The following is a 25,713-nucleotide window of genomic DNA, read 5'->3' as shown; positions in this document are numbered from 1 at the left end:
GCGGCATGGGCTTCGACGTCCGCGCCATCACCCTCGACCTCGATGACACGCTTTGGCCGTTCGCGCCGATCGGCGTGCGCATCGAGCATGCGCTCGACGACTGGATGCGCGTGCACTGCCCGGCCACCGCCGCGATGTTCCCGGTCGCCGCCATGCGCGCGCTGCGCGAGCAGATGCATGCCCGCCACCCGCAGCTGGCGCATGACATGTCGGCGCTGCGCCGGCTGACGATCGAGCACGCGCTGCGCGAGAGCGGCGCGGACCTGGCGCTGGTGGACCCGGCGTACGAGGTGTTCTTCGCCGCGCGCAACGAGGTCGAGTTCTATCCCGAGGCGCGCGACGCCCTGGCGCGCATGAGTGCGCGCGTGCCGGTGGTGGCGCTGAGCAACGGCAACGCGGATCTCGGCCGCATCGGCATCCGCCACCATTTTGCCGGCAGCGTCAGCGCGCAGGAACACGGCGCGGCGAAGCCCGACGCGAGCATCTTCCTCGCCGCCTGCGCGCACGTGGGCGTCGCACCGGCCGAGGTGCTGCATGTCGGCGACCATCCCGAGGCCGACGTCGCCGGCGCCGCGCGCGCGGGGCTGCGCAGCTGCTGGATCAACCGCCGCGGCGCCGACGGACGCCTGGCCCCCTGGCGGCACCGCTCGGCGACGCCCGACCTGAATTTCGACACCCTGTCCGGACTGGCCGACTGGCTGGAAGCGGCGACCGCCGCGCCCGGCGACGACACACGGAGTACCCCCGCATGAGTTCCACGCCCACCCACGCGCCTGCCGACGCCACGTCCGCCGCACAGCCGCTGCACCTCGTCGACCGCGACGGGCTCGCCACCTGGCGTGCCGCGCAGCCGGCTGCCGTCGGTGCCTGGCTGGATGCCAACCGGTTCGATGCCGCCGCTGGCAGCCACCTGCTGCTGCCCGCCGGCGACGCCCGCACCGCCAGCGCCGTGCTCGGCATCGGTGACCGCCTCGACCCCGCCAGCTACGCGCACGCGCCGATGGCGCTGCCCGGCGGCGACTGGGTGCCGGCGGCCGCCCTCGACGACGATGCACTGCACGCTCTGCAGCTCGGCTGGGGCCTCGGCAGCTACGGCTTCGACCGCTACAAGGCACGCGCGCGCGCGCCGGCGCGGCTGGTGCTGGCGCAGCCCGATGCCGAAGCCGGCGACATCCTCGCCGCCTGCGTGCGCGTGCGCGACCTGGTGAACACGCCGACGCAGGACATGGGACCGGAGCAGCTCGAGGACATCGCGCGCGGCATGGCCGAGGTGCACGGGGCGGCGTTCGAGGCGATCACCGGCGACGACCTGCTGGCGCAGAACTTCCCGGCAATCCACGCCGTCGGCCGCGCTTCGCACCGCGCGCCGCGCCTGCTGGCGCTGCGCTGGGGCGACGCGTCGCACCCGCACGTGGCGATCGTCGGCAAGGGCGTGTGCTTCGACACCGGCGGCCTGGACATCAAGCCCGCCGATGGCATGCGCAACATGAAGAAGGACATGGGCGGCGCCGCGCACGCGCTCGCGCTGGCCGAACTGGTGATGGCGCGCAGGCTGCCGCTGCGCATCACCCTGCTGGTGCCGGCGGTGGAGAACGCGATCGGCCCGGACGCGTTCCGCCCTGGCGAGGTGATTGCCACCCGCACCGGGGTGAGCGTCGAGATCGACAACACCGACGCCGAGGGCCGGGTGATCCTGGGCGATGCGCTGGCCTATGCCGGCGAACAGGCGCCCGACCTGATCCTCGACTTCGCCACCCTCACCGGTGCCGCGCGCATCGCGCTCGGCCCGGACCTGCCGGCGCTCTTCAGCAATGACGACGCGCTGGCGCAGGCGTGGCTGGACGCCGGCATGCAGGTGCGCGACCCGCTGTGGCGCATGCCGCTGTGGCGGCCCTACCTGCGCTACCTGACCAGCAAGGTCGCCGACATGGCCAACGCCGGCTCCAAGATGGCCGGCAGCGTGACCGCCGCGCTGTACCTGGAGCGCTTCGTGCCCAAGGACATGCCGTGGGCACACCTCGACACCTACGCCTGGAACGACAGCGACCGCCCCGGTCGCCCGGCGGGCGGTGAGGCGCTCGGGCTGCGCGCCGCCTACGCGATGCTCAAGGCACGCTCGGCCGGCTGAGGTCCGATTCTCGGGGCCCGTGTGGACGTGGCCCGGAGGCCGTGGCCGTGAGGCCTTCGCGGCTCATGTCCCCCGGCATCCGCCTCGCGGCGGATGCCTCCTCCTTGACTTCCCCGCGAAGGCCTCACGGCCACTTCGGGGCGCGGTCGCGGCGGGGGGGGCCGACAGAGCAGAACAGAGCAGAGCCAGGCACAAGATCGCGGGGTGTGCCTCTCCAACCCCGCGTGCTGCGACGTACCGGGTGCCAATGCCCTTGAGGGCGAAGTCAAGGAGGAGGCGATGGCCGCAGGCCATTGCCGGGGGACATGAGTCCTCAAGGGCATTGGTACCCGGCGCAAGCGCCCGGCCCCACACCGGCGCAGCGCGCTAGAGCCAGCCCTTCTGCCGCGCGAGGCGATAGGCCTCGATGCGGTTGCCGACGCCGAGCTTGCCGATCGCCTCCGACAGGTAGTTGCGCACCGTGCCGTGCGACAGGCCGAGCGTGGCGGCGATCTCGGACGCCGCCTGGCCCTCGCCGGCCAGGCGCAGCACCTGGCGCTCGCGCTCGTTGAGCGGGTCGGCCTCCGACCAGGCCTCGAGCGCCAGCTGCGGGTCGATCGCGCGGCCACCGGCGTGCACCCGGCGCAGTGCCTCGGCGAGTCGTTCGATCGGCGCGTCCTTCAGCAGGTAGCCGTGCACGCCGGCATCCAGCGCGCGGCGCAGGTAGCCGGCGCGGGCGAAGGTGGTGACGATGACGACCCTCGTCGCCAGCCCGTGGCGCTGGATGCGCTGCGCGAGTTCCAGGCCGGTGAGGCCGGGCATCTCGATGTCGGTGACCAGGAGATCCGGGGATGTGCGCTGCAGGTCGCGCCAGGCGGCCTCGCCGTCCGCCGCCACCGCCACCACCTCGATGTCGTCCTCCATCGCCAGCAGCGCCGCAAGCGCACCGCGCAGCAGGGCCTGGTCCTCGGCAAGCGCGATGCGGATCATGCGCCGCCATCCGTGGCGGGGCGCAGGCCAGCGTCGGCAATGCCATCAGGGTGGTCGTGGTCGGGGCCGTGCTCGTTGTCGCCGGCAGGCTGCGCCGGGAGCGGCAGCCAGGCCTCCACCAGCGTGCCGTGCCCGCCCGCCGGGCCGATGTCCAGGCGTCCGCCGAGCACCTCGATGCGCTCGCGCATGCCGCCCACCCCGTTGCCGGGCACGATCGCGCCGCCGCGACCGTCGTCGCGGATGCGCAGCGTGATGCCGTCGTCGGTGGCGCGCATGCTGATCTCCGCGCTTTGCGCGCGCGCGTGGCGCTGGATGTTGGTCACCGCTTCGCGCAGCACCAGCGCCAGCGTGTTCTCCACGCGCGGCGGCAGCGCACCGCCGGCCAGTCCCCTTTCATCCCAGTCGTGGCGCAGCGCCACGCCGTCGCACTCGAGCAGCAGCCTGGCCGAGGCCAGTTCGGCGGCGATGCCCGCCGCGCGGATGCCGCTGACCGCCGAACGCACCTGCGCCAGCGCGTCGCGTGCGACGCGGCTCACTGCATCGATCTCCGCGCGCGCCGCCGCCGGGTCGCGCTCCACCAGGCGCGCCGCCAGGTCCGACTTCAACGCCACCAGCGACAGCGTGTGACCGAGCAGGTCGTGCAGGTCGCGGCCGATGCGCTCGCGCTCGGCGAGCGCGGCCAGGCGGCGCACTTCGTCGTGCGACAGCCTGAGTGCGGCATCGGTGGCGTGGTTGGCGTGTTCGACATGCACCACGGTGCCGACGATCAGCGCAACCAGCGGCAGCCACACCACCGCCTGCCACGGATACCCGAGCCACAGCGCGAAGCCGACGAACGCGGCATTGAGCACGGCCAGCAGCAGCACGTAGCGGAGCAGCGAACGCGCGCGCTGGCTGCGCAACATGACGCAGCCGAACACGAAATAGCTCATGCCCGACGCGTACCAGGGCAGCAGCAGCGTGGCGAGCGCAATCATCGCCAGCGCGGGTCGCCAGGCCTGGCGCTCCGGGCGCAGCAGCACCAGCGCGTACAGCAGCACGAACAGCGGATAGGAGAGCAGCGTCAGCAGCAGCCAGCGCGCGCTGTAGCCGTCCGGCGTGAACAGCGGCGTGGTGAACACCCACGCCGACCACATCAGGTGCACCCATTCGGTCCAGGCCGAACGGCCCTGCCGCCGCGCCGTCGCCAGCGCCGAATCGGGCGCCGGCCGCAACCAAGCGCGCCAACCGGACAATTTCGCGCGGGGCGCGCCTGCATGATCCATGGCGCGATGATGCGCCACTCAGCGCAGCTCGACCCGGTCGATGTACAGCTCGAACGCACCCTGCGGCTGGCCGGCGGTGATCGCCAGCGCACGCAGCGTGGCGACGTCGGCACCGGCAAATGCCGCCAGCGGGATCCGCACCTCGCGCCATTCCGGTCCGGCGGTGAATGCCTGCATGCTCGGCATCGCCTGCATCGACGGCCCCGAGAACAGCATCACCTGGTAGCCGCGGCCGTCACCACGTGCCTGGAACACCAGCTCGCTGCGCGCCGAGGCGTCGACCGGCTGCATCGGCTGCGCGCCGGGATGGAACATGGTGCCGGCCCAGGGGAAGGCGAAGCCGGGGCGGATCTCGCCCGCAACGCGCAGCGCGCCGCGCGAACCGGCCGCGCCCTCCGCTGCCCAGGCCTGCTCCGCGATCGAGGTGCCGCCGGCCATGGCATCGGTGGTGAGCTGCCAGCCGTGGCCAAAGCGCACGCCGGTGCCGCCGTCCTCGAAGTCGGCGAGCAGCGCGCCGGCGGCGATCGCCGGCGCGGTGGCCGGCTGGTCCAGGCGCGGGCGCGCGACGGCGTGGCCGTTCTTCCAGATGCCGGCAATGGCGCGCGTGGCGGCGATGTCGGCGGTGGGATCGCCATCGACCAGCAGCAGGTCGGCCCGCAGTCCGGGCGCGATGCGGCCGCGGTCGTCGAGACCGAAGCGGCGCGCCGGTACCGAGGTGGCCGCGGCCAGTGCTTCGACCGACGTCAGGCCAGCGCGCACCAGCAGCGCCAGCTCGCCGTGCACGCTGGCCCCGTGCGCGGTGCCGGGATTGCCGGCGTCGGTGCCGGCAAGCACGTCCACGCCCGCGGCATGCAGCGCGGCGACGCTGCGCAGGGCGTTGTCGAATGCCGCCGGTCGCGGCGCGCCGGGGAACGTGGACTGCAGCGCGCTGCGCTGCTCCACGCCCAGCCACGGCGCCAGGCGCATGTCCGCCGCAAGCGCGCTGCCGCTGGCGTCCTGCGCGAACCCGGCGATCACCGACAGGGTCGGCACCACGAACGCGCCACTGCGACGGGTCGCGGCGACGAAGGCCGGCGATGCGGCGGCATCATGGAACACGTGCACCAGGCCGTCCGCGCCGGATTCGACCGCATGCAGCGCATCCGCCTGCGACGACGCATGCACCACGGCGCGCCGGTCGTGCGCATGCGCCGCGGCGATCGCGGCGGCGACCTGCGCCGGGGTGATCGTCGGCAGGCGGCGCTCGGCGGAGTGGGTGCTGAAATCCTCGACGATCAGCTTGATGTAGTCCGAGCCCTCGGCCACGCGCGCGGCGACGAAGGCCGCGGCATCGCCGTCGGCGGCAAGCGTGGGCACCGGGAAGCCGTACTGCGTGCCGTGCCCGCCCGCGGTTGTCACGGTGGCGCCGGCAGTCCAGAGGTCGGCCTGGCCGATGGCATCGAGCGATTCGCGCTGCGCGCGCAGCGCCGGGATGCGATTCCAGTCGCCGAACATGTCGAGCTCGGCGGTGACGCCGAAGCGCAGGGCGTCGCGCTGCGCCTCGCCCCAGCTGTGGGTGTGCGCGTCGATGAACCCGGGCAGCAGGGTCCGGCCCGCGCCGTCCACGACCTCGATGCCGGCCGGGATGGCGACGCCGGCACCGACCGCCGCGATGCGGCCGTCGCGGACGACGACGTTGGCGGCGGGCAATACCCGCTCGCCGTCGAACACGCGCACGCCGGTAATGGCGAAGGCGGCGCCCTCGCCTCCCGATGGCAATGCGGCGACGGCGACGGCGCGCTGCGTGTCCGGCGACGGACCCTGGGCCAACACGGCACCGGCAATGGCGGCGGCGATGGCGCCCGCGGCGAGGATTTCAGGCCAGCGATTCATGGCAACACTCCTTGGGACCAGCAGCGAAGGCAAACGGATGGGGGTCAGCCATGACGCGCGAGGCGCGCCCGGGCGAGGACGAAGAAGCCGATGGTGACCACCGCCAGCACGCCCAGGTGCAGCGCCGCCGGCTGGCCGGCGTCCATGCCCACCACCTTCAGCGCGAGCTGGCCATGATGGTAGGACGGCCACACCGGTGCCAGCCGGGCCAGCGCATCCGGCAGCATCGCCAGCGGCAGCCACAGCCCGGACAGGAACGACATCGGCAGGTACAGCAGGTTGACCACCACCGGCGCGGCGGAGCCGCCGGCCACGGTGCCGACGTACAGCCCGATGGCGCAGAACGGCAGGGCGCCCACGACGTGCACCAGCCACAGCAGCGACCACTGCGCGGGCGCAAGCGACACCCCGGCCAGGGTGGCCGCGATCACGGCCAGCAGCAGTGCGACGATCGCCGAGAACAGCAGCGCCATCGCCATCTTCGCCAGCAGCCACGCGCCGGGCGGCATCGGCAGCGCGCGCTTGAGCGCCAGCAGCCCTTGCGCGCGATCCATCGCCACGGTCACGCCGAAGCCGAACAGCGCGGCGCCCATCACCCCGAACACGCCGTAAGTGGCCAGCAGGTACTGCGCGGCACTGCCGTCGCCGCGATTCAACGCCACCCCGAACAGCAGGTAGAACATCACCGGGAACAGCAGCGTCGGCAGCGCGAACATGGGCGTGCGCAGCATGCGCAGGAACTCGTACTTCGCTTCCAGCACATGGCTGCGCAGCAGCGGGTGGCGACGCGTCGCCGTCGCGCGTTCGACCAGGGCATGCATCACGCGGCCTCCTCGAGCGACGTATCGCGGGTGATTTCCAGGAAGGCCTCGGCGAGGCCGGCGCGGCTGACGTCGAGCCCGGACAGCACCGGATCCGCGGCGAGCAGGCGGCGCACGACATCCTCGGCCACGTCGGCAATCACCTCGAGGCGGCCGCCGTCGCGCTGCGCGCTGCGCACCCGCGGCCACTGCGCCACTTCGGCGGCATCGACCGTGGTGCTGCAGCGGATGCGGCGCTGGTCGACGCGTGCGCGCACCTCGTCGAGGCTGCCGCTGGCCACCACGCGGCCGTTGGCCAGCACCACCACGCCATCGGCCAGCGCCTCGGCCTCCTCCAGGTAATGCGTGGTCAGCAGCACCGAGGTGCCCTCGGCGACGAGCGTGCGCAGGCCGCGCCACAGGCCCTGGCGTGCTTCGATGTCGAGGCCGGTGGTGGGCTCGTCGAGGAACAGCACGCGCGGGGCGCCGCAGATCGCGAGCGCGAACTGCACGCGGCGCTGCTGGCCGCCTGAGAGCTTGCCGTAGCGGCGATTGAGCAGGCCGTCGAGCCCGGCGATGGCCACGCAGTCCGCGACGCTGCGCGGCGCGGGATAGTAGCTGCGCGTCAGGTCGAGCAGTTCGCCGACCGCGAGCATGTCGGCGATCGCGCCCGCCTGCAGCATCACGCCGATGCCCTGTCGCGCCGAGAGGTCCTGCGGCGGCCGCCCGAACAGGCGCGCCTCGCCGGCATCGGGCTGCAGCAGTCCGAGCAGCAGCGAGATGGCGGTGGTCTTGCCGGCGCCGTTGGCACCGAGCAGCGCGAGGACCTGGCCGCGGTGCAGCTCGAGGTCGACGCCATCGAGCGCGACGACCGCGCCATGGCGCCTGCGCGCGCCCTTCAGGTGGGCGAGTGGCGCGTGATGGGACGGGTACATGCTGGGACCCTCGGCGAATGGACGACGCCATGTTGGTCGCCGTGCGCACCGGCCGGCAGTCGCGGCGGTCAGGCATCGCGGGTGACAGGCGTCACCTGACACCGCATCCTGCGGCGGACACACTCGGTCACACTCCGCAGCGTCCCTCCGTCCAGATGACCATATGAACACCAACGCCGACCTGCTCAGGGAATTGAGGATCGACCGCAAGGCTCCGCCGCCGCCATCGCGGCGCGGGCTGTGGATCGGCGTCGCCATCGCCATCGTGCTGCTGCTGGTCGCCGGCGCGGCATGGGCACTGCTGGCCCGCGACCGCGGCGTCGAGGTGCAGACCGCGCCGGTGGTCGCCTCCTCGGGCGGCGGCGGCGGCGCCGCGTCGGTGCTCGACGCCAGCGGCTACGTGGTGGCGCGGCGCATGGCGACGGTGTCGTCGAAGATCACCGGCCGCGTGCGCGAGGTACTGATCGAGGAAGGCCAGCGCGTCGAGGAAGGCCAGGTCATGGCGACCCTCGACCCGATCGATGCCGACGCACAGCGCGACCTCGCGCAGGCCCAGCTCGGTGCCACCCGCAGCCAGGCCGACGGCATCCGCGCGCAGCTGGTCGAAGCCGAGGCCAACGCCCGGAGGCTGTCGTCGCTGGTGCAGCAGCAGCTGGTGTCGCGCGCGCAGCACGAGCAGGCGATCGCTGCGCGCGACGCGCTGCGCGCGCAGCTCGCCACCGCGCAGCGCAATGCCCAGGTCGCCAGCCAGCAGCTGCGCATCAGCGGCATCGGCGTCGACAACACCGTGGTGCGCGCGCCATTCGCCGGCGTGGTGATCGCCAAGGCCGCGCAGCCCGGCGAGATCGTGTCGCCGCTGTCGGCCGGCGGCGGCTTCACCCGCACCGGCATCGGCACCATCGTCGACATGGACTCGCTCGAGGTCGAGGTCGACGTCGGCGAGGCCTACATTGGCCGCGTGCAGCCGAAGATGCCGGTCGAGGCCACGCTCAACGCCTATCCCGACTGGAAGATCCCGGCCGAGGTGATCGCGATCATCCCCACCGCCGACCGCGGCAAGGCCACGGTCAAGGTGCGCGTGGCGCTGCAGGAGAAGGATCCGCGGATCGTGCCGGACATGGGCGTGACCGTGAGCTTCCTGGAGCGCGCCCCCGAAGCGGCCGCCGACCAGCCGCGCGGCGTGCGCGTGCCGGCCGCGGCGGTCGCGTCGCGCGACGGCGGCGATGTCGCCTTCGTGGTCGCCGCCGACGACCGCGCCGAACTGCGCGGCATCCGGACCACTGCGGGCGGCAGCGGCGGCGACCGCCAGGTGCTGTCCGGGCTGGCGCCCGGCGAGACCGTCGTGCTCGATCCGCCCGATGACCTGCGCGACGGTGACCGGCTGCGCATCGCCACCGAGTGACCGCGACACCCTTGCAACCAACACGAGGCATGGCCATGACCACCCTGGTATCGATCCGCAACCTGACCAAGTCCTACCAGCGCGGCCCGGAGAAGGTCGAGGTGCTGCACGGCCTGGACCTGGACATCGCCGCGGGCGATTTCGTCGCGCTCATGGGGCCGTCCGGCTCCGGCAAGACCACGCTGCTCAACCTCATCGGCGGACTGGATGCGCCCACCGGCGGCGAGATCGAGATCGACGGCCAGCGGATCGACAGCATGGGCGCCGGGCAGCTGGCGAGCTGGCGCAGCCGCAACGTCGGCTACGTGTTCCAGTTCTACAACCTGATGCCGGCGCTCACCGCGCAGAAGAACGTCGAGCTGCCGCTGCTGCTGACGAAACTCGGCGCAGCACAGCGCAAGCGCAACGCGCAGATCGCGCTGCAGCTGGTGGGCCTGTCCGACCGCACCACGCACAAGCCGGCGGAACTCTCCGGCGGCCAGCAACAGCGCGTGGCGATCGCGCGCGCGATCGTGTCCGACCCGACGATCCTGATCTGCGACGAGCCCACCGGCGACCTCGACCGGCAGTCCGCCGAGGACATCCTCGGTCTGTTGCAGGAACTCAACCGCACGCACGGCAAGACCATCGTCATGGTGACCCACGACCCCAAGGCCGCCGAGTACGCCAGCCACACCCTGCATCTCGACAAGGGCAGTCTGGTCGAGCAGCAGCACCACGCGGCCTGACGCAGCACCGAGGACGCCGACATGAAGTACTTCCACCTGGTCTGGGCCGCGCTGTTCCGGCGCAAGACCCGCACGTTCCTGACCCTGGCCTCGATCGTGGCGGCGTTCCTGCTGTTCGGCCTGCTCGACGGCATCCGCTCGAGTTTCGCCCAGCTCGGCCAGAACGCCGACGGCGCGCAGCGGCTGCAGACCTCCTCGAAGCTGTCGTTCATCGAGACCCTGCCGATCTCGCTGCAGGGGCGCATCGCCAACATCGACAACATCGAGGCGGTGACCTACGCCAACTGGTTCGGCGGCACCTACCAGGGGCCGAAGAACCAGTTGTTCACGTTCGCGGTGGCGCCGAACTACCTGGACCTGTACCCCGAGATCGAAGTCGATCCGGCACAGGTCGAGGCCTGGAAGCGCAACCGCACCGGCATGCTGGTCGGCGAGACCATGATGAAGCGCTTCGGCTGGAAGGTCGGGCAACGCGTTCCGCTGCAGTCCGGCATCTATCCCAACAGCGACGGCAGCCTGGACTGGGCGTTCGACATCGCCGGCGTGCTGCGCGCCAAGGACAAGAAGAGCGCCGGGTTCACCGAGGCCTTGATCCTGATGCACTACGACTACTTCGAGGAGTCCACGCCGTATGTCGACGGTGACGTCGGCTGGTACATCAGCCGGGTCTCCGACGTGCGCCGCAGCGACGCGGCGGCGAAAGCGATCGACGCGCTGTCGCTCAACTCGCCGCACGAGACCAGGTCGATGAGCGAGCAGGCGGCGATGGCCTCGCAGCTCAAGCAGATGGCCGACGTCGGCCTGATCGTCGGCTCGATCATGGGCGCGGTGTTCTTCACCCTGCTGCTGCTCACCGGCAACACCATGGCGCAGGCGGTGCGCGAGCGCACCTCCGAACTCGCGGTGCTGAAGACGATCGGGTTCTCCAGCAGCAGCGTGCTGTGGATGGTGCTGGCGGAATCGATGCTGATCGTGGTGATCGGCGGCGTGCTCGGCCTCGGGCTTGCGGCGGTGATCGGACCGGTGGTGTCGGCCGGCAGCGGCGGCATGATCAGCCTGCCGCCGGTGGGCCTGCAGAGCTGGCTGCTGGGCCTGGCGCTGATGCTCGCCATCGGCCTGCTGGTGGGGGCGCTGCCGGCGATCCGCGCCATGCGCCTGAACATCGTCGACGCCCTGGCGGGTCGCTGAAGACCCATCCCGAGGACATGCAGATGAATCGTTTGAAGAAGATGCTCCGCGCCGCCGGCCTGGTCCTGCTGATCGCCCTGGTCCTCGCCGCATGGATCCTGCTGCCGTGGTGGGCGCTGCTGGGCGCGGCCGCGGCCTTCGCCCTGTGGATGCTGCTGGCCCGCAGCGGCCGGCAGGCGGCCTCGGTCACCATGGTCGGGGTGAGCACGCTGTCGCAGCGCATCGGCTCGTCCTCGGTGGTGATCGTGGGCATCGCCGGCGTGGTCGGCGTGCTGGTGGCGCTGCTGGCGATGGCCGAAGGCTACCGGCACACGGTCAGCAGCAGCGGCGACGAACGGACCGCGATCGTGCTGCGCGGTGGATCGGCGGCAGAACTGATGTCGGTGATGACGCGCGACGCGATCACCACCATCGAGCGCGCCCCCGAGATCGCGCGTGATGCCGACGGACGGCCGATGGCGTCGCCGGAACTGGTGGTGGCGGCCAACCTGCCGGTCCGTGGTGGCGCCGCCGACGAGGATGGCAGCGTGCAGCTGCGCGGCGTCGGCGACATGGCCTGGGCGGTGCGGCCGGACCTGGAGATCGTCGAGGGTCGGCGCTTCGAACCCGGAAAGCGCGAACTGGTGGTCGGCAAGGGCGCGCGCCGCCAGTTCACCGGCCTCGACCCGGGCAGCGAACTGCGCCTGGGCACCCAGCCGTGGACCGTGGTCGGCGTGTTCGAATCCGGCGACTCGATGGAGTCGGAGATCTGGGCCGACGCGGAGGTGGTGGCCTCCACCTACGGTCGCGGCAGCAGCCGCGCCTCGGTGTTCGCGCGCCTGTCCGCGCCGTCCGCCTTCAATGCCTTCAAGGCCACGCTCGCCGCCGACCCGCGCCTGCAGGTGGAGGCCAAGACCACGCTCGACTACTTCCAGGACCAGTCGGAAGGGGTGTCCAAGGTGCTGCGCATCATCGGCATCGTGGTCGGCTCGATCATGGCGATCGGCGCCGTGTTCGGCGCGCTCAACACCATGTTCGCCAGCGTCGCCTCGCGCGCGCGCGAGATCGCCACCCTGCGCGCGATCGGCTTCCGCGGCGTGCCGGTGGTGGTCGCGGTGCTGCTGGAGACCATGCTGCTGGCGGCGCTCGGCGGCGCGCTGGGCGGCGCGATCGCCTGGCTGGTGTTCAACGGCTACACGGCATCCACCCTGGCCGGTGGCGTCGCCCAGCTCTCGTTCGAGTTCAAGGTGTCGCCCGCCCTGCTGTGGGAAGGCCTGAAATGGGCGCTGGCGATCGGATTCGTCGGGGGCCTGTTCCCGGCACTGCGCGCGGCGACCATGCCGGTGACCGACGCCCTGCGCGCGGCATGACCGGCCGCGACCTCCAGGCACTGTCGAACGCGGAACTGGAGGCGCGCCTGCAGGACCTGCAGCGGCGCGCGTTCGAGGCCTACGAGGATGCCGCGCTCGCGGCCGAGGCGCGCGACGACCGCACGGCCTACGCACGCGCCGAGGCCGAGGTGGCGCCGCTGATCGCCGAGGCCCGCGCGGCCAACGACGAGCGCGTGCGGCGACTGCGCCGCAGGGCGCGCGCATGGCGCAACGCGGGGCTGGCGATCGCGGTCGCCGGCAGCGCGGCGATCAGCTGGATCGCGCTGCGGGCCTGAGCCGGGCGGCGATGCGCGCCGCCTGCAGGCGCAGGTCGGGCACGGCGATGCTTTCCCACTCCGCGCCGATGCGCAGGCTGCCGATCGCGAACAGGTGTGCGCCGGCCGTGCCGTGGCGGTCGCGCAGCGCACCGTCGCCATCGACATCCACGCCGAGGCCGAACGGGCCGGGCCGCGCCAGGCCGGCTGCCAGCAGCGACGCCTGCAGCGCATCGCCCGCCACCGGGAAGCGCGACTGGATGCCGGTGGCGTTGACCACATGGTCCACCTGCCAGCAACGCGACGCGCCGGCCCCGTGCGCCGCCGCGTGCAGCACGACCTGCCCACCGTCCGCGGTGATCGCCGCCAGCCGCGCGGCGTCCACGCGCAACTGCCCGTCCGCGCGCATCGCATCCAGCATGTCCACGACCTGCGGCGCGATGCGGTGCCGGTGCACGTCCCAGCCGCGCACCACGTGGCGCAGGAAGCGTGCCTGGTCGGCGGGCGACAGCGACTGCCACAGGCGCACGCCGTGCGGGCGCAGCGCCTGCATCACGCCTTGCCACGGCAGGCCGCCGGCCATGGCCTCCGCCGCCAGCGCGCGCAGCCGGCGCATGCGTGCCCGCAGCGGCAGCATCGCCAGTGCATCGATGTCGACATCGAGCGCCATGTGCGTGGGCTCGTGCGGCAGGGGCAGCAGGGCGTGCCGCGACAGCGCGATGATGGCGCCACGATGTTGCTGCCCGCGCAGCGCCAGCACGATGTCGACCATGCTCAAGCCCGTGCCGACGATGGCGACACGCGCGTCGGGCGGGATCGCGGCGATCGCCGCCAGGTCCCAGGCCTCGCAGACGCGCGCCGCGACCTCCGCTGGGACGGGCCACGGCAGCGGGCGCGACGCATTGCCGGTGGCCAGCACGCAGGCGCGGGCATGCAGGCGTTCGCCCGACGCCAGCAGCACCGTGCGCTCGGCGTCTTCGCAGGCGACCGCGTGCTCGTGCACGTGCACGACCGAACCGCTGGCGGCCGCGTCCGCGAGGCGCGCGGCGAGGTAGTCGCCGAAGCGGCGGCGCGGCATGAAGTCGTGGCCCACGTCCGCGGCGCCCTCGCCATCCACGGCCTGCAGCCACGCCACGAAATCGCCCTGCAGGTCCGCGTGCCAGCCCATGCGGTCGGCGGTGACGTTGAGCAGGTGCTCGTCGCGGGTGGTCGAATACGCCACGCCGCGCGCCAGCGCCGCGCGCGGCTCGACGATGGCGATGCGCATGCCCGGGTCGCGCGCCAGGCAGTGCATCGCCACCAGCGCGCCCGCGGCGCCGCCGCCGATGATGGCGAGGTCGTAGGGTGCAGGCGTCATGCGCGGCCGCCCAAGCGCGCGCGGCGGATGCCGTCGACCATGAACACCGCCAGCGCCGCCCAGATCAACGCAAAGCCGATCGCGCGGTCGCGGTCGAAATGCTCCTGGAACACCAGCAGCCCGATCAGGAACTGCAGCGTCGGCGCGATGTACTGCAGCACGCCGACCATCGACAGCGGCACGCGCCGCACCGCATAGGCGAATCCCACCAAAGGCAGCGCGGTCAGAGCGCCGCCGAGCACCAGCAGCAGGTCCACGCCCACTCCCCAGCCGCCGACGAAGCCGCCGGTGCCCTGCCATTCAAACCAGGCCAGCGCCGCCAGCGCCGGCAGGAACAGGTACGCGCTTTCCACGCCAAGGCCGGCGACCGCGTCCACCGCGGCGAACTTGCGGATCACGCCGTACAGCGCGAACGAGCCGGCCAGCGTCAGCGCGATCCACGGGAAGCTGCCGTAGTTGAACGTCAGCCAGGCGACGCCCGCGGCGGCGATCGCCACCGACAGCCACTGCACGGGATTCAACCGCTCGCGCAGGAACACCACGCCGATCACCACGTTGAGCAGCGGATTGATGAAGTAGCCGAGGCTGGTCTCGATGACGTGGCCAGCGTTCACCGCCCAGATGTAGAGCCCCCAGTTGAACGCGATCAGCAGGCCGCTGGCCGCGAGCATCGCCGCCAGCCGCGGCTGCGCCAGCACCGCGCGCAGCCAGCCGCCGCCCTGCTTCCAGAACAGCCAGGCGGCCACCAGCACCGCGCTCCACACGATCCGGTGCAGCACGATCTGCAGCGACGGCACCACCTTGAGCAGGTGCCAGTACAGCGGCATCACGCCCCAGAGCACGAACGCGCCGACCGCCATCCACACGCCCTTGCCGTCGAGCCGTGTCACGGCTCGGGCGTGCCGGCGACGGCAGCGGCCGCGCGCGGACGGCCGCGCAGCGCCTTGCCCACGGTGATCACCACCACCCCGCCCAGGATCACCACCATCGCGCCGATGTCATGGCCACTGAAGCGTTCCGCCGCCAGCCACGTGCCGAGCAGCACCGCGATCACCGGATTGACGTAGGCATAGCTGCTGGCCAGCGTGGTGCGCACGTTCTGAAGCAGCCACGCATAGGCGGTGAAGCCGACGATCGAGCCGAATACCGCCAGGTAGGCCAGCGCCAGGCTCGCCTTCGGCGTGGGCATAGCCGTGATGCGCTCGCCGAAAACGAGGCCCGCGACCAGCATCAGCACGCCGCCGCAGAGCATCTGCCCGGCCGCCGCCATGAATGGCGTCGGCAGCGCACGGCCGCGGCTCCAGACCGAGCCCCAGGCCCACGCCAGCGGCGCGACCAGCAGCGCCAGCATCCCCTGCGGCGAACCGGTGAGCGAACTGCCCGCGTTGAGCCACAGCACGCCGACAAAGCCGATGCCGAGCCCGGACAGTTCCAGCCGCGTCGGCCGCTCCCCGCGCAGGCTGGCGAACAGCGCGATCCACAGTGGCGCAGACGCCACCGCCACCGCCGCCAGGCCTGACGACACCGTCTGCTGGGCGATGCATACCATGCCGTTGCCGAGTCCCAGCAGCAGCAGGCCCATCACCGCCAGGTCGCGCCATTGCGCGCGCGTCGGCGCGGGCACGCCGCGCAGGCGCAGGAAGGCGTAGAACACGCCACCGGCGGCCAGGAACCGCACGCCCGCCATGAGCAGCGGCGGATAGCCGCCCTCCAGCGCGAAGCGGATCGCCAGGTACGTCGAACCCCACACGAGGTACACCGCCGCGAGCGCAAGCACGACGGACGGCCCGGTGGCGTTGCGTGGAGCCGGAAACGGGGCAGCACCCATGCAAGGTCCAGGGCGTAGGAGTATCGGAGGGGAGAAGCGCGGCCGGGACGGGCCTGGCGGCGTGCGGGGATTCTACGCCGCGCGCCGCCGCGTGGCCCGCATCACTGCGGGCCGACCCCGGGATGGTGGCGCGAATCGTGACCCACGGCCGGGCACTGCAGGCTCACGCCGCGCCGAAGCGCGGCAGGCGTTTCAGCGCGCCCAGAGCCCGGGGCCGGTCGACTCCGGCAACACCGTCGACGACAGCTTGCGGTCGGCATCGAGCAGCCGCACCGCATCGGCCAGGATCGCCGCCGACTCGCGCAGCAGCGGATCCGGGCGCTTCTCGGCAGCGGCTTCGCGCGCGGTGTCCTGGGCGATGTCGCGTTCGTTGGCGGTCAGGCCGTCGTCGCTGTCGATGTCGGCCAGCGGGTCGAGCTGCAGGCCCAGGCGCTTGCGCTCGGCCTGGCGCTCCTTGCGCTTGGCGTCCTGGCGGTCGCGCTCGGCACGGCGCTCGGCCAAGTTGAGCGAGATGTACTTCTTCTCGGACTCGGCGCGGAACTCGGCCACGTCCTGCGAGAACCAGCGGAACTCGTGGTCCTTCGCCACGCGTGCGGCGTGCAGCGCGTCCAGGCGCGGCAGCAGCGGCGCGAAATTGCCGTAGCGCGTGTGCGGCACGGCGGCGATGCGGGTCCACGGCAGCGCGTTGTCGTAGGTGCTCTCGCCGAACACGCTGGCATCCACCGTCACCGGGAAGCTGATGTCCGGCACCACGCCCCTGTTCTGCGTGCTGCTGCCGCCGGGCAGGAAGAACTGCGCGATGGTCAGCTTGACCTGGCCGTAGCGCTTGCCTTCGTTGGCCGGCCAGCGGTCGAGGTCGACCAGGTTCTGCACCGTGCCCTTGCCGAAGGTGGTCTCGCCGATCACCAGCCCGCGGCCGTAGTCCTGGATGGCACCGGCAACGATTTCCGAGGCGGAGGCCGAGCCGCGGTTGACCAGCACCGCGAGCGGGCCGTCCCACGACACGCCGGCCTTGCGGTCCGCTTCCACGCTGACGCGGCCACCGGACTCGCGCACCTGCACCACCGGGCCCTGGTCGATGAACAGGCCGGTCAGTTCGACCGCCTCGTTCAACGAGCCGCCGCCGTTGCTGCGCAGGTCGAGCACCACGCCGTCGACCGCCTGGGTCCGGAACGTGCCGAGGATGCGCGCCACGTCGCGCGTGGCCGACGCATAGTCGCCGTCGCGGCTGCGGCGGCCCTCGAAGTCCTGGTAGAACGCCGGCAGCTCGATCACGCCGATGCGCTTGGCCGGCGCGCCCTGCACGCCCGGGATGTCGAGCACCTTGGACTTGGCCGCCTGCTCCTCGAGGCGCACCTTGGCGCGCGTCAGGGTGATGCGAACCGGCGCGCTGTCGAGCACGGCTTCCACCGGCACCACGTCCAGGCGCACCTGGGTGCCGGCCTTGCCCTTGATCTTCTCGACCACGTCATCGATGCGCCAGCCGATCACGTCCTCCATCGGCCCGCTCGTGCCCTGGCCGACGCCGACGATGCGGTCGCCGGGCGTGAACTTGTTGCTGGTCGCGGCCGGCCCGCCGGGAATCAGCTCGCGGATCACGACCACGTCGTCCTGGCGCTGCAGCTGCGCGCCGATGCCTTCCAGCGACAGCGACATGCTTTGCGTGAACAGCTTGGCGGTGCGCGGGTTGAAGTAGTCGGTATGCGGGTCGATCGACGCGGTGTAGGCGTTGAGGAAACTCTGGAACGCGTCCTCGCCATTGAGCTGGGCGATGCTGGTGGCGATGTTGGCGTAGCGCTTGTCGAGCGTGGCGCGGATCTCGGCGGCACTCTTGCCCGCCAGCGTCAGGCGCAGCCAGTCGTTGCGCACTGATTTCCGCCACAGCCCGTCAAGCTCGGCGCCATCGGCCGCCCACGGCGCGTCCTCGCGGTCGTAATACCAGCGTTCGTCACTGTTGAAGTCGAAGATGTCCTGCTTGAGCAGGCCGCGCGCGTACGCGACGCGCTCGTCGACGCGCTGCTTGTAGAGCGCGAAGATCTCGAAGGCCGGGCCCACGTCGCCCTGGCGCACGGCATCGCCCATGCGCGGCTCGTAGCGCGCGAAGCGCGCAACGTCGCCGGCGGAGAGGAACAGCTTGTTGCCGTCGAGCGATTCCAGGTAGCGCTTGAAGATGTCGGCCGACATCGCCGCGTCCAGCGCGCGCGGACGATAGGCATAGCGGCTGTCGGACAGCAGGCCGTAGACCAGCTTGGACGTGGTGGCGTGGTCGGCCGTCGGCACGGCCGGGATGGCGCCGCCGTCGGCGCGCGCCATCAGCGCCAGCGGGGTGGCGAGTGCCAGGACGATCGCGGAGATGGAAATGGCTTGCCTGGCTTTCATTCGTATTCGCTCGTTGCTCGCGGTGCGGGTGGCGCCTGGTGCACGATCGCCTGCCCTTGGTGCCGGGAACAGTGCTGGAAGTTGCATCGGGGCAGGCGCAAACCCACTCTAACCGCGTGAATGGGCATGGGTGTGAACGATGGACAAGCGCGGTGGCGGCCGCGGCGCGGCTGTCTCAGCCGGCCACTCCGGCACCCGCGGCCTGGCGGTCAGCGTGGTAGGACGAGCGCACCAGCGGACCCGAGGCGACGTGGGTGAAGCCCAGCGCCATGCCGTAGTCCTCGAAGGCCTTGAACTCCTCCGGCGTCCAGTAGCGCAACACCGGGTGGTGGTGTGCGCTGGGCTGCAGGTACTGGCCGATGGTGACCATGTCCACGTCGTGCGCGCGCAGGTCGCGCAGGGTGCCCTGCACCTGCTCCAGGGTCTCGCCGAGGCCGAGCATGATCCCCGACTTGGTGGTGACGCCCGGGTGCTGCGCCTTGAAGCGCTGCAGCAGGGTCAGCGACCACTGGTAGTCGGCACCCGGCCGCACGTTGCGGTACAGCTCCGGCACGGTCTCGACGTTGTGGTTGAACACGTCCGGCGGATCGGCCGCGAGGATCTCCAGCGCGCGGTCCATGCGCCCCTTGCCGCGGAAGTCCGGGGTCAGCACCTCGACCTTGGTGGTCGGGGTGAGCGCGCGGATCGCCGCGATGCAGTCGACGAAATGCTGGGCCCCGCCATCGCGCAGGTCGTCGCGGTCGACCGAGGTCACCACCACGTACTTCAGCCCCATGTCGGCAACGGTCTCCGCCAGGCGGCGCGGCTCGTCGGCGTCGGGCGGCTTGGGCCGGCCGTGGGCGACGTCGCAGAAGCTGCAGCGGCGGGTGCACACGTCGCCCAGGATCATGAAGGTCGCGGTGCCGTGGCCGAAGCACTCGTGGATGTTCGGGCAGCTGGCGTCCTCGCACACCGTGACCAGGCGGTTCTCGCGCAGCTTGGCCTTGAGCGCGGCGACCGCGCCGTTGGACGGGATGCGCACCCGGATCCACGACGGCTTGCGCAGCACCGGCGTATCCACGAATTCCACCGGCGAACGCCCGATCTTGTCCCCCGCGACCTGCTTCACCCCCGGCACCAGCGACGGCGCACCGGCATCGGCGATGACGGCGAGCGGGATGGACTTGGCGGAGGTGTTGGTCATGATCTCGTGGCCGTGGCAAAAACCGCTTCTCTAGGCGCTTCAAACGTTGCCAGGCCGAACTGCGTGGCGAGGGCCGCGAGCAGCGCGGTCCGGGCGGTGTCGAGGCTTGCGGGACCGCCGCATTCTACCACCGAGGTCACTTCGAGCCCGGCGTAGCCGCAGGGGTTGATGCGGTGGAACGGTTCGAGGTCCATCGCGATGTTGAAGGCGAGGCCGTGGAAGGTGCAGCCGCGGCGCACGCGGATGCCGAGCGCGGCGATCTTGGCGTCGCCGGCGTAGACCCCGGGCGCGCCCTCGCGGCGCTGCGCGACGATGCCCCAGCCGGCCAGGGTGTCGATCAGCGCCTGCTCGATGCGGCAGACGTAGTCGCGCACGCCGATCTTCAGGCGCTTGAGGTCGAGCAGCGGATAGACCACCAGCTGGCCGGGGCCGTGATAGGTCACCTGGCCGCCGCGGTCGACGTGCAGCACCGGGATGTCGCCGGGCAGCAGCACGTGCTCGGGCTTGCCCGCCTGGCCCAGGGTGAACACCGGATCGTGCTCGACCACCCACAGTTCGTCGCGCGTGTCCTCGTCGCGGCGGTCGGTGAACGCCTGCATCGCGCGCCACACCGGTTCGTAGGGCTGGCGACCGAGGTCGCGCACGGCCGCGGCGCGCAAGGCCGGCGCTACAGCGTCCACTTCACCTCGGGATGCTCGCGCAGCGCGGCATGCGCGGAGTCGTACTCCTCGCGCGAATTGGCGCGGAAGCTGAGCTTGACCGATGCGAACCTGCCGCCACTCGAGGCACGCGTGGTCACGGTCTCGTGCAGCACCGTGAGGCCGGCGGCGCGCAGCAGGTTGGGCACCTCGACCTCGAGGCCGGCGGTGACGGGACCTACCGCGGTGATCTCGAAATCACCGGGAAACTGGAAGCCGTGATCGGGATTGTCGGATTTGATGGCCATCGGCGGATTATGGGGACCAGGGCGCGGAATCCAAGCACCGCACGCGGCCGCCCGGGCGTTGCCGGACGGCGGCGACGGGCGACGTCAGACGGTCTGCCACCACATCAGCAGCTCGTGCCAGAGGCGCTTGAAGAACCCGGCCTCCTCCACGCCTTCCAGCGCCACCAGCGGCGCTTCGGCCACGACCTTGCCGTCCAGGCTCACGCGCACCGTGCCGATGGCCTGGCCCTTGGCGATCGGGGCGACCAGGGTCTTGGGCACGTCCATGGTCGGCTTGAGCTGCGCGTACTTGCCGCGATGCACGCTCACCAGCAGCGGCTGGGCGACGCCCAGGCTCAGCTCGTCGAGCTGGCCCTTCCACACCTTCTGGGTGGCCACGGGCTTGGCGGCTTCGTAGAGCTTGTGGGTCTCGAAGAAGCGGAAGCCCCAGTTGAGCAGCGCCTGGGAATCCACCGCGCGCTGGTTTTCGCTGGTGGAGCCCATCACCACCGACACCAGGCGCTGGTCACCGCGCTTGGCCGACGCCAGCAGGCAGTAGCCGGCACCCGAATGGTGGCCGGTCTTGATGCCGTCGACGCTCTGGTCGCGCCACAGCAGCAGGTTGCGGTTGCGCTGGGTGATCGGCCCGACCGTGAATTCCTTGATCTTGTTGTACGCGTACTCCTGCGGGAAATCGCGCGCCAGCGCGCGTCCGAGCAGCGCCAGGTCGCGTGCGGTGGAGTAGTGCTCCGGCGCGGACAGGCCGTGCGCGTTGACGAAGTTGGAGTTCTTCATGCCGATGCGCTTGGCGTACGCGTTCATCAGCATCGCGAACGCCTCCTCGCTGCCGGCCACGTGCTCGGCGAGCGCGATCGCGGCGTCGTTGCCCGACTGCACCACCATGCCCTTTTCCATGTCCACCAGCTTCGCGGTCTTGTTGACCTCGAAGCCGCTGTAGCTGCCATCGGTGCCGGCGCCGCCGGTGCGCCAGGCGTTGACGCTCATCAGCACGTCGTCGTCGGCGCCGACCTTGCCGGCCTTCATCTCGGCGGCGATCACGTAGCTGGTCATCACCTTGGTGATGCTGGCCGGCTCGACGCGTTCGTCGGCATTGTGGCCGGCGAGCACCTGGCCGGTGGCGTGGTCCATCAGCAACCACGCGGTTCCGGTGACCGGTGGCGCGTCCGGCACCGGCAGCTCGTCGCTGAGCGCGGCCGGCTGCGACGGCGTGGGTGACGGCGCGGGCGCCGGGGTCTGGGCGTATGCAAGGCCGAGCGCGGCGGTGGAGACAAGGGTGATCAGCGCGACGCGGACGGCGTGGGCATTCATCGGGGATGGAACTCCGGGATTACGGCCATCCGTGACCGGGACGACAGGGACAAAGGACGGAAGTCTACTCGCGCACGACGTGCGGCGCGCCGAAGCCGAGACCGGCCACGCGTGCGCTGAGGTCGGCGACGCTGGCATGGGCGACAGGCCCGACGCGCAGTCGCCACACCGGTTTCCCGGAGGCGGTGCCGTCGTGCAGCCGCGCGGCGGCGATGCCGGCGCGCTCGAGCATGGCGAGTGCGCGCTGCGCGTTGTCGCGCGAGCCGAAGGCGGCAACCTGCAGCAGCACGCCGCCTGCACCGACGCGCGATGCCGCGTCGGCCGCGGGCACCGGCACCGGCGCGGCATCGGCCTGGCGTGCGGCGGCGACGGTTTCGCGTGCGGGCGCGGCGGCGCCACGCGCGGGCACCGCGGCCCCGGCCTTCGCCGGTGCCGCCGAGCCGTAGGGATCCGGCGTGCCGGCACGTCCGGTGGCCACGCGCGCACGGCGCGACTTCATCCAGGCATCGAATTCGTCGGCGCTCATCGCCTTGCCGTCCTGGCGCATGTCGAAGCGCCAGTCGCCGCCGGCGACGGGCGGCGGTGTGGTCGCGGTCGCCACGCTGGCCGGCACCGTCGTCGCCGCCGTCGCGACCGCCTTGGCGGGGACGGCAGCGGCCGTGGCCGGCAGCGCCTGCACCAGGCCATCGATGGCGCTGGGCGGCGCGGGCTGCGGCTTTCCGGTGGCGACGCGCACGCCCGGCGGCAGGCCGGTGGCAGGATCGACCTGCTCGGCCACGCGCGTGTCGCGCGTCCCGCGCGCGTTTTCCGCCGCGCTCAGCGCACGCACCTCGACGCGGCCGGTGCCGCGCGGATGCACGCCGATCTTCACCGCCGCCGCGTAACTCAGGTCGATCACCCGGCCATCGTGGAACGGCCCGCGGTCGTTGACCCGCACCACCACCGACTTGCCGGTGTCGAGGTTGGTGACGCGCGCGAAGCTCGGCAGCGGCAGCGACTTGTGCGCGGCGGTGAACGCGTACATGTCGTAGACCTCCTGGTTGGAGGTCTTGCGGCCGTGGAATTTCTGCCCGTAGTACGACGCCAGGCCCTGTTCGACGAACCCGTCGACATCTTCGAGCACCCGGTACGACTTGCCGAGCACCGAGTACGGCGAGCGGTTGCCATGGCGCGATCGGGCCAGGGCGACCACCTCGGGCTCGGGGATGGCATCCACGTCGGGCAGGTAGTCGGGCAGCGTGTCGCGCACACCCGGCTTGTACAGGCCACCGGCGACGTAGTCGCCGCGCGTGGACGGATCCTCGGTGGCCGGTGCGTACGGCGACACCTTGCGGCCGGCATCGGGCTGCGCCGCGGTGTCCGGCGCGCGTCCGGGCGCGTCGGCCGTCTTCTTCGGGGTGCCGGCACAACCGGCCAGCAGCAGCACGGCGGCGGCAAGGCCCCAGCCGGCAGCGGCACGCCGGCGGATCATTGCGCCGGCCGGCCGGCGATCGCCTGTGCGAGCTGGTGCACGGCCAGCGAGTACATCGGCGAGCGGTTGTAGCGGCTGATCACGTAGAAGTTGCGGTAGCCCAGCCAGTACTCGGGGCCGGCCTCGCCGTCGAAGGACAGCAGCGTCGCGCCTTCGGCCAGCGGCTGCCCGGACTGCGGCCGGTAGCCGCGCGCCGCCAGCGCGGGCAGTGGATGCACCGGCTCCAGGTTGTCGGGCTTGAAGTCGGCCGCGGCGGCGTCGCGCGTCGCGCGCGCCACCACCGGCGCGCCGCGCTGCCAGCCGTGGACCACGAAATAGTTGGCGATCGACGCGAACACGTCGGGCTTGTGCGTGAGCAGGTCGCGCTGTCCGTCGCCATCGCCATCCTTGGCCCACAGCCGGTAGCTGGACGGCATGAACTGCCCCATGCCCATCGCCCCGGCATAGCTGCCTTTCAGCGCGCCAAGGTCGAGCTGCGGCTCCTCGGCGGTGAGCGCGAACAGCTGCGCCAGCTCGCCGGCGAAGAACGGCGCGCGCTTCGGGAACCCGAACGCCAGCGTGTACAGCGCATCCAGCACGCGGTGGTTGCCGGTGATGCGGCCATAGCTGGTCTCGACGCCGATGATGGCGACGATGTACTCGGCCGGCACGCCGGTCTCGGCGGCCACGCGATCGAGCGCGACGCGGTTCTCGGCGTAGAACGCACGCCCGCCGTTGATGCGCGCGTCGTTCATGAAGATCGGGCGGTAGTCGCGCCACGGGCGCACGGCCTCGGCCGGCCGCGACATCGCGTCGATGATCGACTGCTTGTGCTCCGCCGTGGCCAGCGCGGCGCGGATGCGCTGGCGGTCCACGCCGTAGGTGTCGGCGGTGTAGTCGACGAACGCGGCGATGCGCTGTTCGCGCCCGAGCGCCGGATCGGTGACCGCGGGCGGCGCCACCGGGCGTTCCGGCGGCTGTGGCACGGCCGGCAGCAGGCCAGGCGCCGTGGCCGCCACCGCCGGTGGCGTGGTGGCCGCGGGTGCCACGGGTGCACGCGAGATCGCCGTGGGTGCGCAGGCGGCGAACAGCAGCGGCGCGGCCAATACCGGCAACAGGCGTGGTCGGGAAAGCGGGAATCGGGGGCTTCGGATCATCGGGCGCGAGGTTAGCACGCACCCTCGCCGGCCTGCGGCAGCCGTTCAGACGCCGTTTCGGCTCAGCGTCGCGCGCGCACCTGGCCGCTGGCGTGCACCGCCATCACCACGCCCATGCCGGCCAGCAGCGACACCGCCGCGGTACCGCCGAAGCTCAGCAGCGGCATCGGCACGCCGACCACCGGCAGCAGGCCCGAGATCATGCCGCCATTGACCAGCACGTACACGAACAATCCCAGCCCGAGGGTGCCCGCCAGCAGGCGCGCGAAGCCGTCGCGCGCCTCGGCCGCGATCCACAGGCAGCGGCCCACCACCACCAGATACAGCGACAGCACCGTGACCACGCCCAGCCAGCCGAATTCCTCCGACAACACGGCGAAGATGAAGTCGGTGGTGTGCTCGGGCACGTAGTTGAGATGCGATTGCGAACCCTCGCCCCAGCCCTGCCCGCGCAGCCCGCCGGAGCCGATCGCGATCTTCGACTGGATGATGTTCCAGCCGGTGCCGAGCGGATCGGATTCCGGATCCAGGAAGGTGAGGATGCGGTCCTTCTGGTAGGGCCGCAGCAGCCAGTACCAGGCCACCGGCGCCGCCGCGGCCACGCCGCCGGCCGCCGCCACCAGCCACCACCACGACATGCCGGCCAGGAACAGCGCAAACCCGCCACTGGCCGCCACCAGCATGGCGGTGCCGAAGTCGGGCTGCAGCAGGATCAGCCCGGTCGGCACGCCGACGATCGCCATCGCCGTAAGCGTGCGCGCGAAGCCCGGCGGCATCGGGCCGTTGTTGAGGTACCAGGCCACCGCCATCGGCAGGCTCAGCTTCAGCAGTTCGGCCGGCTGGAAATAGAACACGCCAAGGTTCAGCCAGTGCGCGCCGCTGCGCCCGGTGCCGAGGAACAGCACCGCGACCAGCGGCAGCAGCGACAGTGCGAACACCACCGGCGCCGCGCCACGCAGGCGCAGCAGCGGCACGCGCGACAGCAGCCACATGATGCCGAGGCCGACCACGTAGCGCGCACCCTGCGACTTCACCAGCACCGTCTCGCCACCGCCGGCGCTGTGCAGCACCGCCAGGCCCGCGGCCATCAGTCCCGCCAGGGCGCCGAGCAGGATCCAGTCGATGCTGCGCACGAAGCCCTGCAGCAGGTCCAGCAGCCAGCGCAGGATGACGTTCATGGGGTGGCCTCGACCG

Annotated in this window: 23 protein-coding genes; 7 read left to right on the top strand and 16 right to left on the bottom strand. The window is 71.8% G+C overall.

From position 1 onward, the window contains the following. The first annotated feature begins 5 nt into the window (after positions 1-5). Together H5368_RS11055 and H5368_RS11050 are read left to right on the top strand one after the other, a co-directional pair. Positions 6-752, top strand: a complete 747-nt coding sequence (locus H5368_RS11055; RefSeq protein WP_182824559.1) for an HAD family hydrolase — start codon at positions 6-8, stop codon at positions 750-752. Next, on the top strand, positions 749-2,128 hold the full coding sequence (locus tag H5368_RS11050; RefSeq protein WP_182824557.1) for a leucyl aminopeptidase family protein: 1,380 nt from the start codon (positions 749-751) through the stop codon (positions 2,126-2,128). Before H5368_RS11055 ends, H5368_RS11050 begins: the two co-directional genes overlap by 4 nt. Positions 2,129-2,494: 366 nt before the next feature. Here the strand turns inward: H5368_RS11050 and H5368_RS11045 are convergent, their stop codons facing one another. From H5368_RS11045 to H5368_RS11025, 5 genes are all read right to left on the bottom strand, one after another. Beyond that, positions 2,495-3,097 carry a response regulator transcription factor gene (locus H5368_RS11045; RefSeq protein ID WP_182824555.1) on the bottom strand — a complete coding sequence of 201 codons (603 nt, stop codon included), beginning with the start codon at positions 3,095-3,097 and terminating at the stop codon, positions 2,495-2,497. Continuing rightward, the gene (locus tag H5368_RS11040) at positions 3,094-4,311 is read right to left on the bottom strand and encodes a sensor histidine kinase (RefSeq protein ID WP_343203907.1); all 1,218 of its coding nucleotides are present in this window, start codon (positions 4,309-4,311) and stop codon (positions 3,094-3,096) included. The genes H5368_RS11045 and H5368_RS11040 overlap by 4 nt, the downstream gene beginning before the upstream one ends. Positions 4,312-4,380: 69 nt before the next feature. Further along, positions 4,381-6,234, bottom strand: a complete 1,854-nt coding sequence (locus H5368_RS11035) for a CIA30 family protein (protein WP_182824551.1) — start codon at positions 6,232-6,234, stop codon at positions 4,381-4,383. Positions 6,235-6,278: 44 nt separating this feature from the next. Then, the gene (locus H5368_RS11030) at positions 6,279-7,055 is read right to left on the bottom strand and encodes an ABC transporter permease (RefSeq protein WP_182824549.1); all 777 of its coding nucleotides are present in this window, start codon (positions 7,053-7,055) and stop codon (positions 6,279-6,281) included. After that, entirely contained in the window at positions 7,055-7,969 is a 915-nt protein-coding gene (locus tag H5368_RS11025; protein ID WP_182824547.1) for an ABC transporter ATP-binding protein, read from the bottom strand. Before H5368_RS11025 ends, H5368_RS11030 begins: the two co-directional genes overlap by 1 nt. A 163-nt stretch (positions 7,970-8,132) precedes the next feature. On the opposite strand from H5368_RS11025, the gene H5368_RS11020 reads away from it, so the two are divergent. The 5 genes from H5368_RS11020 to H5368_RS11000 are packed head-to-tail and all read left to right on the top strand — an operon-like array spanning position 8,133 to position 12,932. Further along, on the top strand, positions 8,133-9,371 hold the full coding sequence (locus H5368_RS11020) for an efflux RND transporter periplasmic adaptor subunit (protein ID WP_182824545.1): 1,239 nt from the start codon (positions 8,133-8,135) through the stop codon (positions 9,369-9,371). Positions 9,372-9,406: 35 nt separating this feature from the next. Then, positions 9,407-10,099, top strand: a complete 693-nt coding sequence (locus H5368_RS11015) for an ABC transporter ATP-binding protein (protein WP_182824543.1) — start codon at positions 9,407-9,409, stop codon at positions 10,097-10,099. A 21-nt stretch (positions 10,100-10,120) separates the two neighbouring features. After that, complete coding sequence (locus tag H5368_RS11010; RefSeq protein WP_182824541.1) at positions 10,121-11,287, top strand: ABC transporter permease; 1,167 nt, start codon at positions 10,121-10,123, stop codon at positions 11,285-11,287. Between the two features lie 23 nt (positions 11,288-11,310). Continuing rightward, a complete protein-coding gene (locus H5368_RS11005; RefSeq protein ID WP_182824539.1) occupies positions 11,311-12,636 on the top strand; it encodes an ABC transporter permease in 1,326 nt (441 codons plus the stop codon). After that, positions 12,633-12,932 (top strand): hypothetical protein, encoded by a 300-nt coding sequence (locus H5368_RS11000; protein ID WP_182824537.1) that lies wholly within the window; start codon positions 12,633-12,635, stop codon positions 12,930-12,932. The genes H5368_RS11005 and H5368_RS11000 overlap by 4 nt, the downstream gene beginning before the upstream one ends. Here H5368_RS11000 and H5368_RS10995 read toward each other — a convergent pair. The 11 genes from H5368_RS10995 to rodA all read right to left on the bottom strand — a co-directional run bounded on the left by H5368_RS10995 (position 12,907) and on the right by rodA (position 25,697). Beyond that, the gene (locus H5368_RS10995) at positions 12,907-14,268 is read right to left on the bottom strand and encodes an FAD/NAD(P)-binding protein (RefSeq protein WP_182824535.1); all 1,362 of its coding nucleotides are present in this window, start codon (positions 14,266-14,268) and stop codon (positions 12,907-12,909) included. The genes H5368_RS11000 and H5368_RS10995 overlap by 26 nt on opposite strands. Then, entirely contained in the window at positions 14,265-15,128 is an 864-nt protein-coding gene (rarD, locus tag H5368_RS10990; RefSeq protein WP_182825268.1) for an EamA family transporter RarD, read from the bottom strand. The genes H5368_RS10995 and rarD overlap by 4 nt, the downstream gene beginning before the upstream one ends. A 26-nt stretch (positions 15,129-15,154) precedes the next feature. Further along, complete coding sequence (gene yedA / locus H5368_RS10985) at positions 15,155-16,096, bottom strand: drug/metabolite exporter YedA (protein ID WP_182824533.1); 942 nt, start codon at positions 16,094-16,096, stop codon at positions 15,155-15,157. A 192-nt stretch (positions 16,097-16,288) separates the two neighbouring features. Continuing rightward, entirely contained in the window at positions 16,289-18,475 is a 2,187-nt protein-coding gene (locus tag H5368_RS10980; protein WP_182824531.1) for a carboxy terminal-processing peptidase, read from the bottom strand. Positions 18,476-18,650: 175 nt separating this feature from the next. Further along, positions 18,651-19,658 carry a lipoyl synthase gene (gene lipA / locus H5368_RS10975; protein WP_182824529.1) on the bottom strand — a complete coding sequence of 336 codons (1,008 nt, stop codon included), beginning with the start codon at positions 19,656-19,658 and terminating at the stop codon, positions 18,651-18,653. Further along, positions 19,655-20,338 (bottom strand): lipoyl(octanoyl) transferase LipB, encoded by a 684-nt coding sequence (gene lipB, locus H5368_RS10970; RefSeq protein WP_182824527.1) that lies wholly within the window; start codon positions 20,336-20,338, stop codon positions 19,655-19,657. Before lipB ends, lipA begins: the two co-directional genes overlap by 4 nt. Beyond that, positions 20,326-20,604 carry a DUF493 family protein gene (locus H5368_RS10965; protein WP_182824525.1) on the bottom strand — a complete coding sequence of 93 codons (279 nt, stop codon included), beginning with the start codon at positions 20,602-20,604 and terminating at the stop codon, positions 20,326-20,328. Before H5368_RS10965 ends, lipB begins: the two co-directional genes overlap by 13 nt. Positions 20,605-20,688: 84 nt before the next feature. After that, a complete protein-coding gene (locus tag H5368_RS10960; RefSeq protein WP_182824523.1) occupies positions 20,689-21,912 on the bottom strand; it encodes a D-alanyl-D-alanine carboxypeptidase family protein in 1,224 nt (407 codons plus the stop codon). Positions 21,913-21,976: 64 nt separating this feature from the next. Beyond that, positions 21,977-23,383: a septal ring lytic transglycosylase RlpA family protein gene (locus tag H5368_RS10955; protein WP_182824521.1), complete on the bottom strand. Its 1,407-nt coding sequence runs from the start codon at positions 23,381-23,383 to the stop codon at positions 21,977-21,979. After that, on the bottom strand, positions 23,380-24,477 hold the full coding sequence (gene mltB, locus H5368_RS10950) for a lytic murein transglycosylase B (protein ID WP_255486510.1): 1,098 nt from the start codon (positions 24,475-24,477) through the stop codon (positions 23,380-23,382). The genes H5368_RS10955 and mltB overlap by 4 nt, the downstream gene beginning before the upstream one ends. A 104-nt stretch (positions 24,478-24,581) precedes the next feature. Beyond that, positions 24,582-25,697: a rod shape-determining protein RodA gene (rodA, locus tag H5368_RS10945; RefSeq protein ID WP_182824517.1), complete on the bottom strand. Its 1,116-nt coding sequence runs from the start codon at positions 25,695-25,697 to the stop codon at positions 24,582-24,584. Positions 25,698-25,713 lie beyond the last annotated feature (16 nt).

The organism is Luteimonas sp. MC1782 (assembly GCF_014164605.1).
Taxonomy (GTDB): Bacteria; Pseudomonadota; Gammaproteobacteria; order Xanthomonadales; family Xanthomonadaceae; genus Luteimonas.
This window is presented reverse-complemented; position numbering and strand designations above follow the sequence as displayed.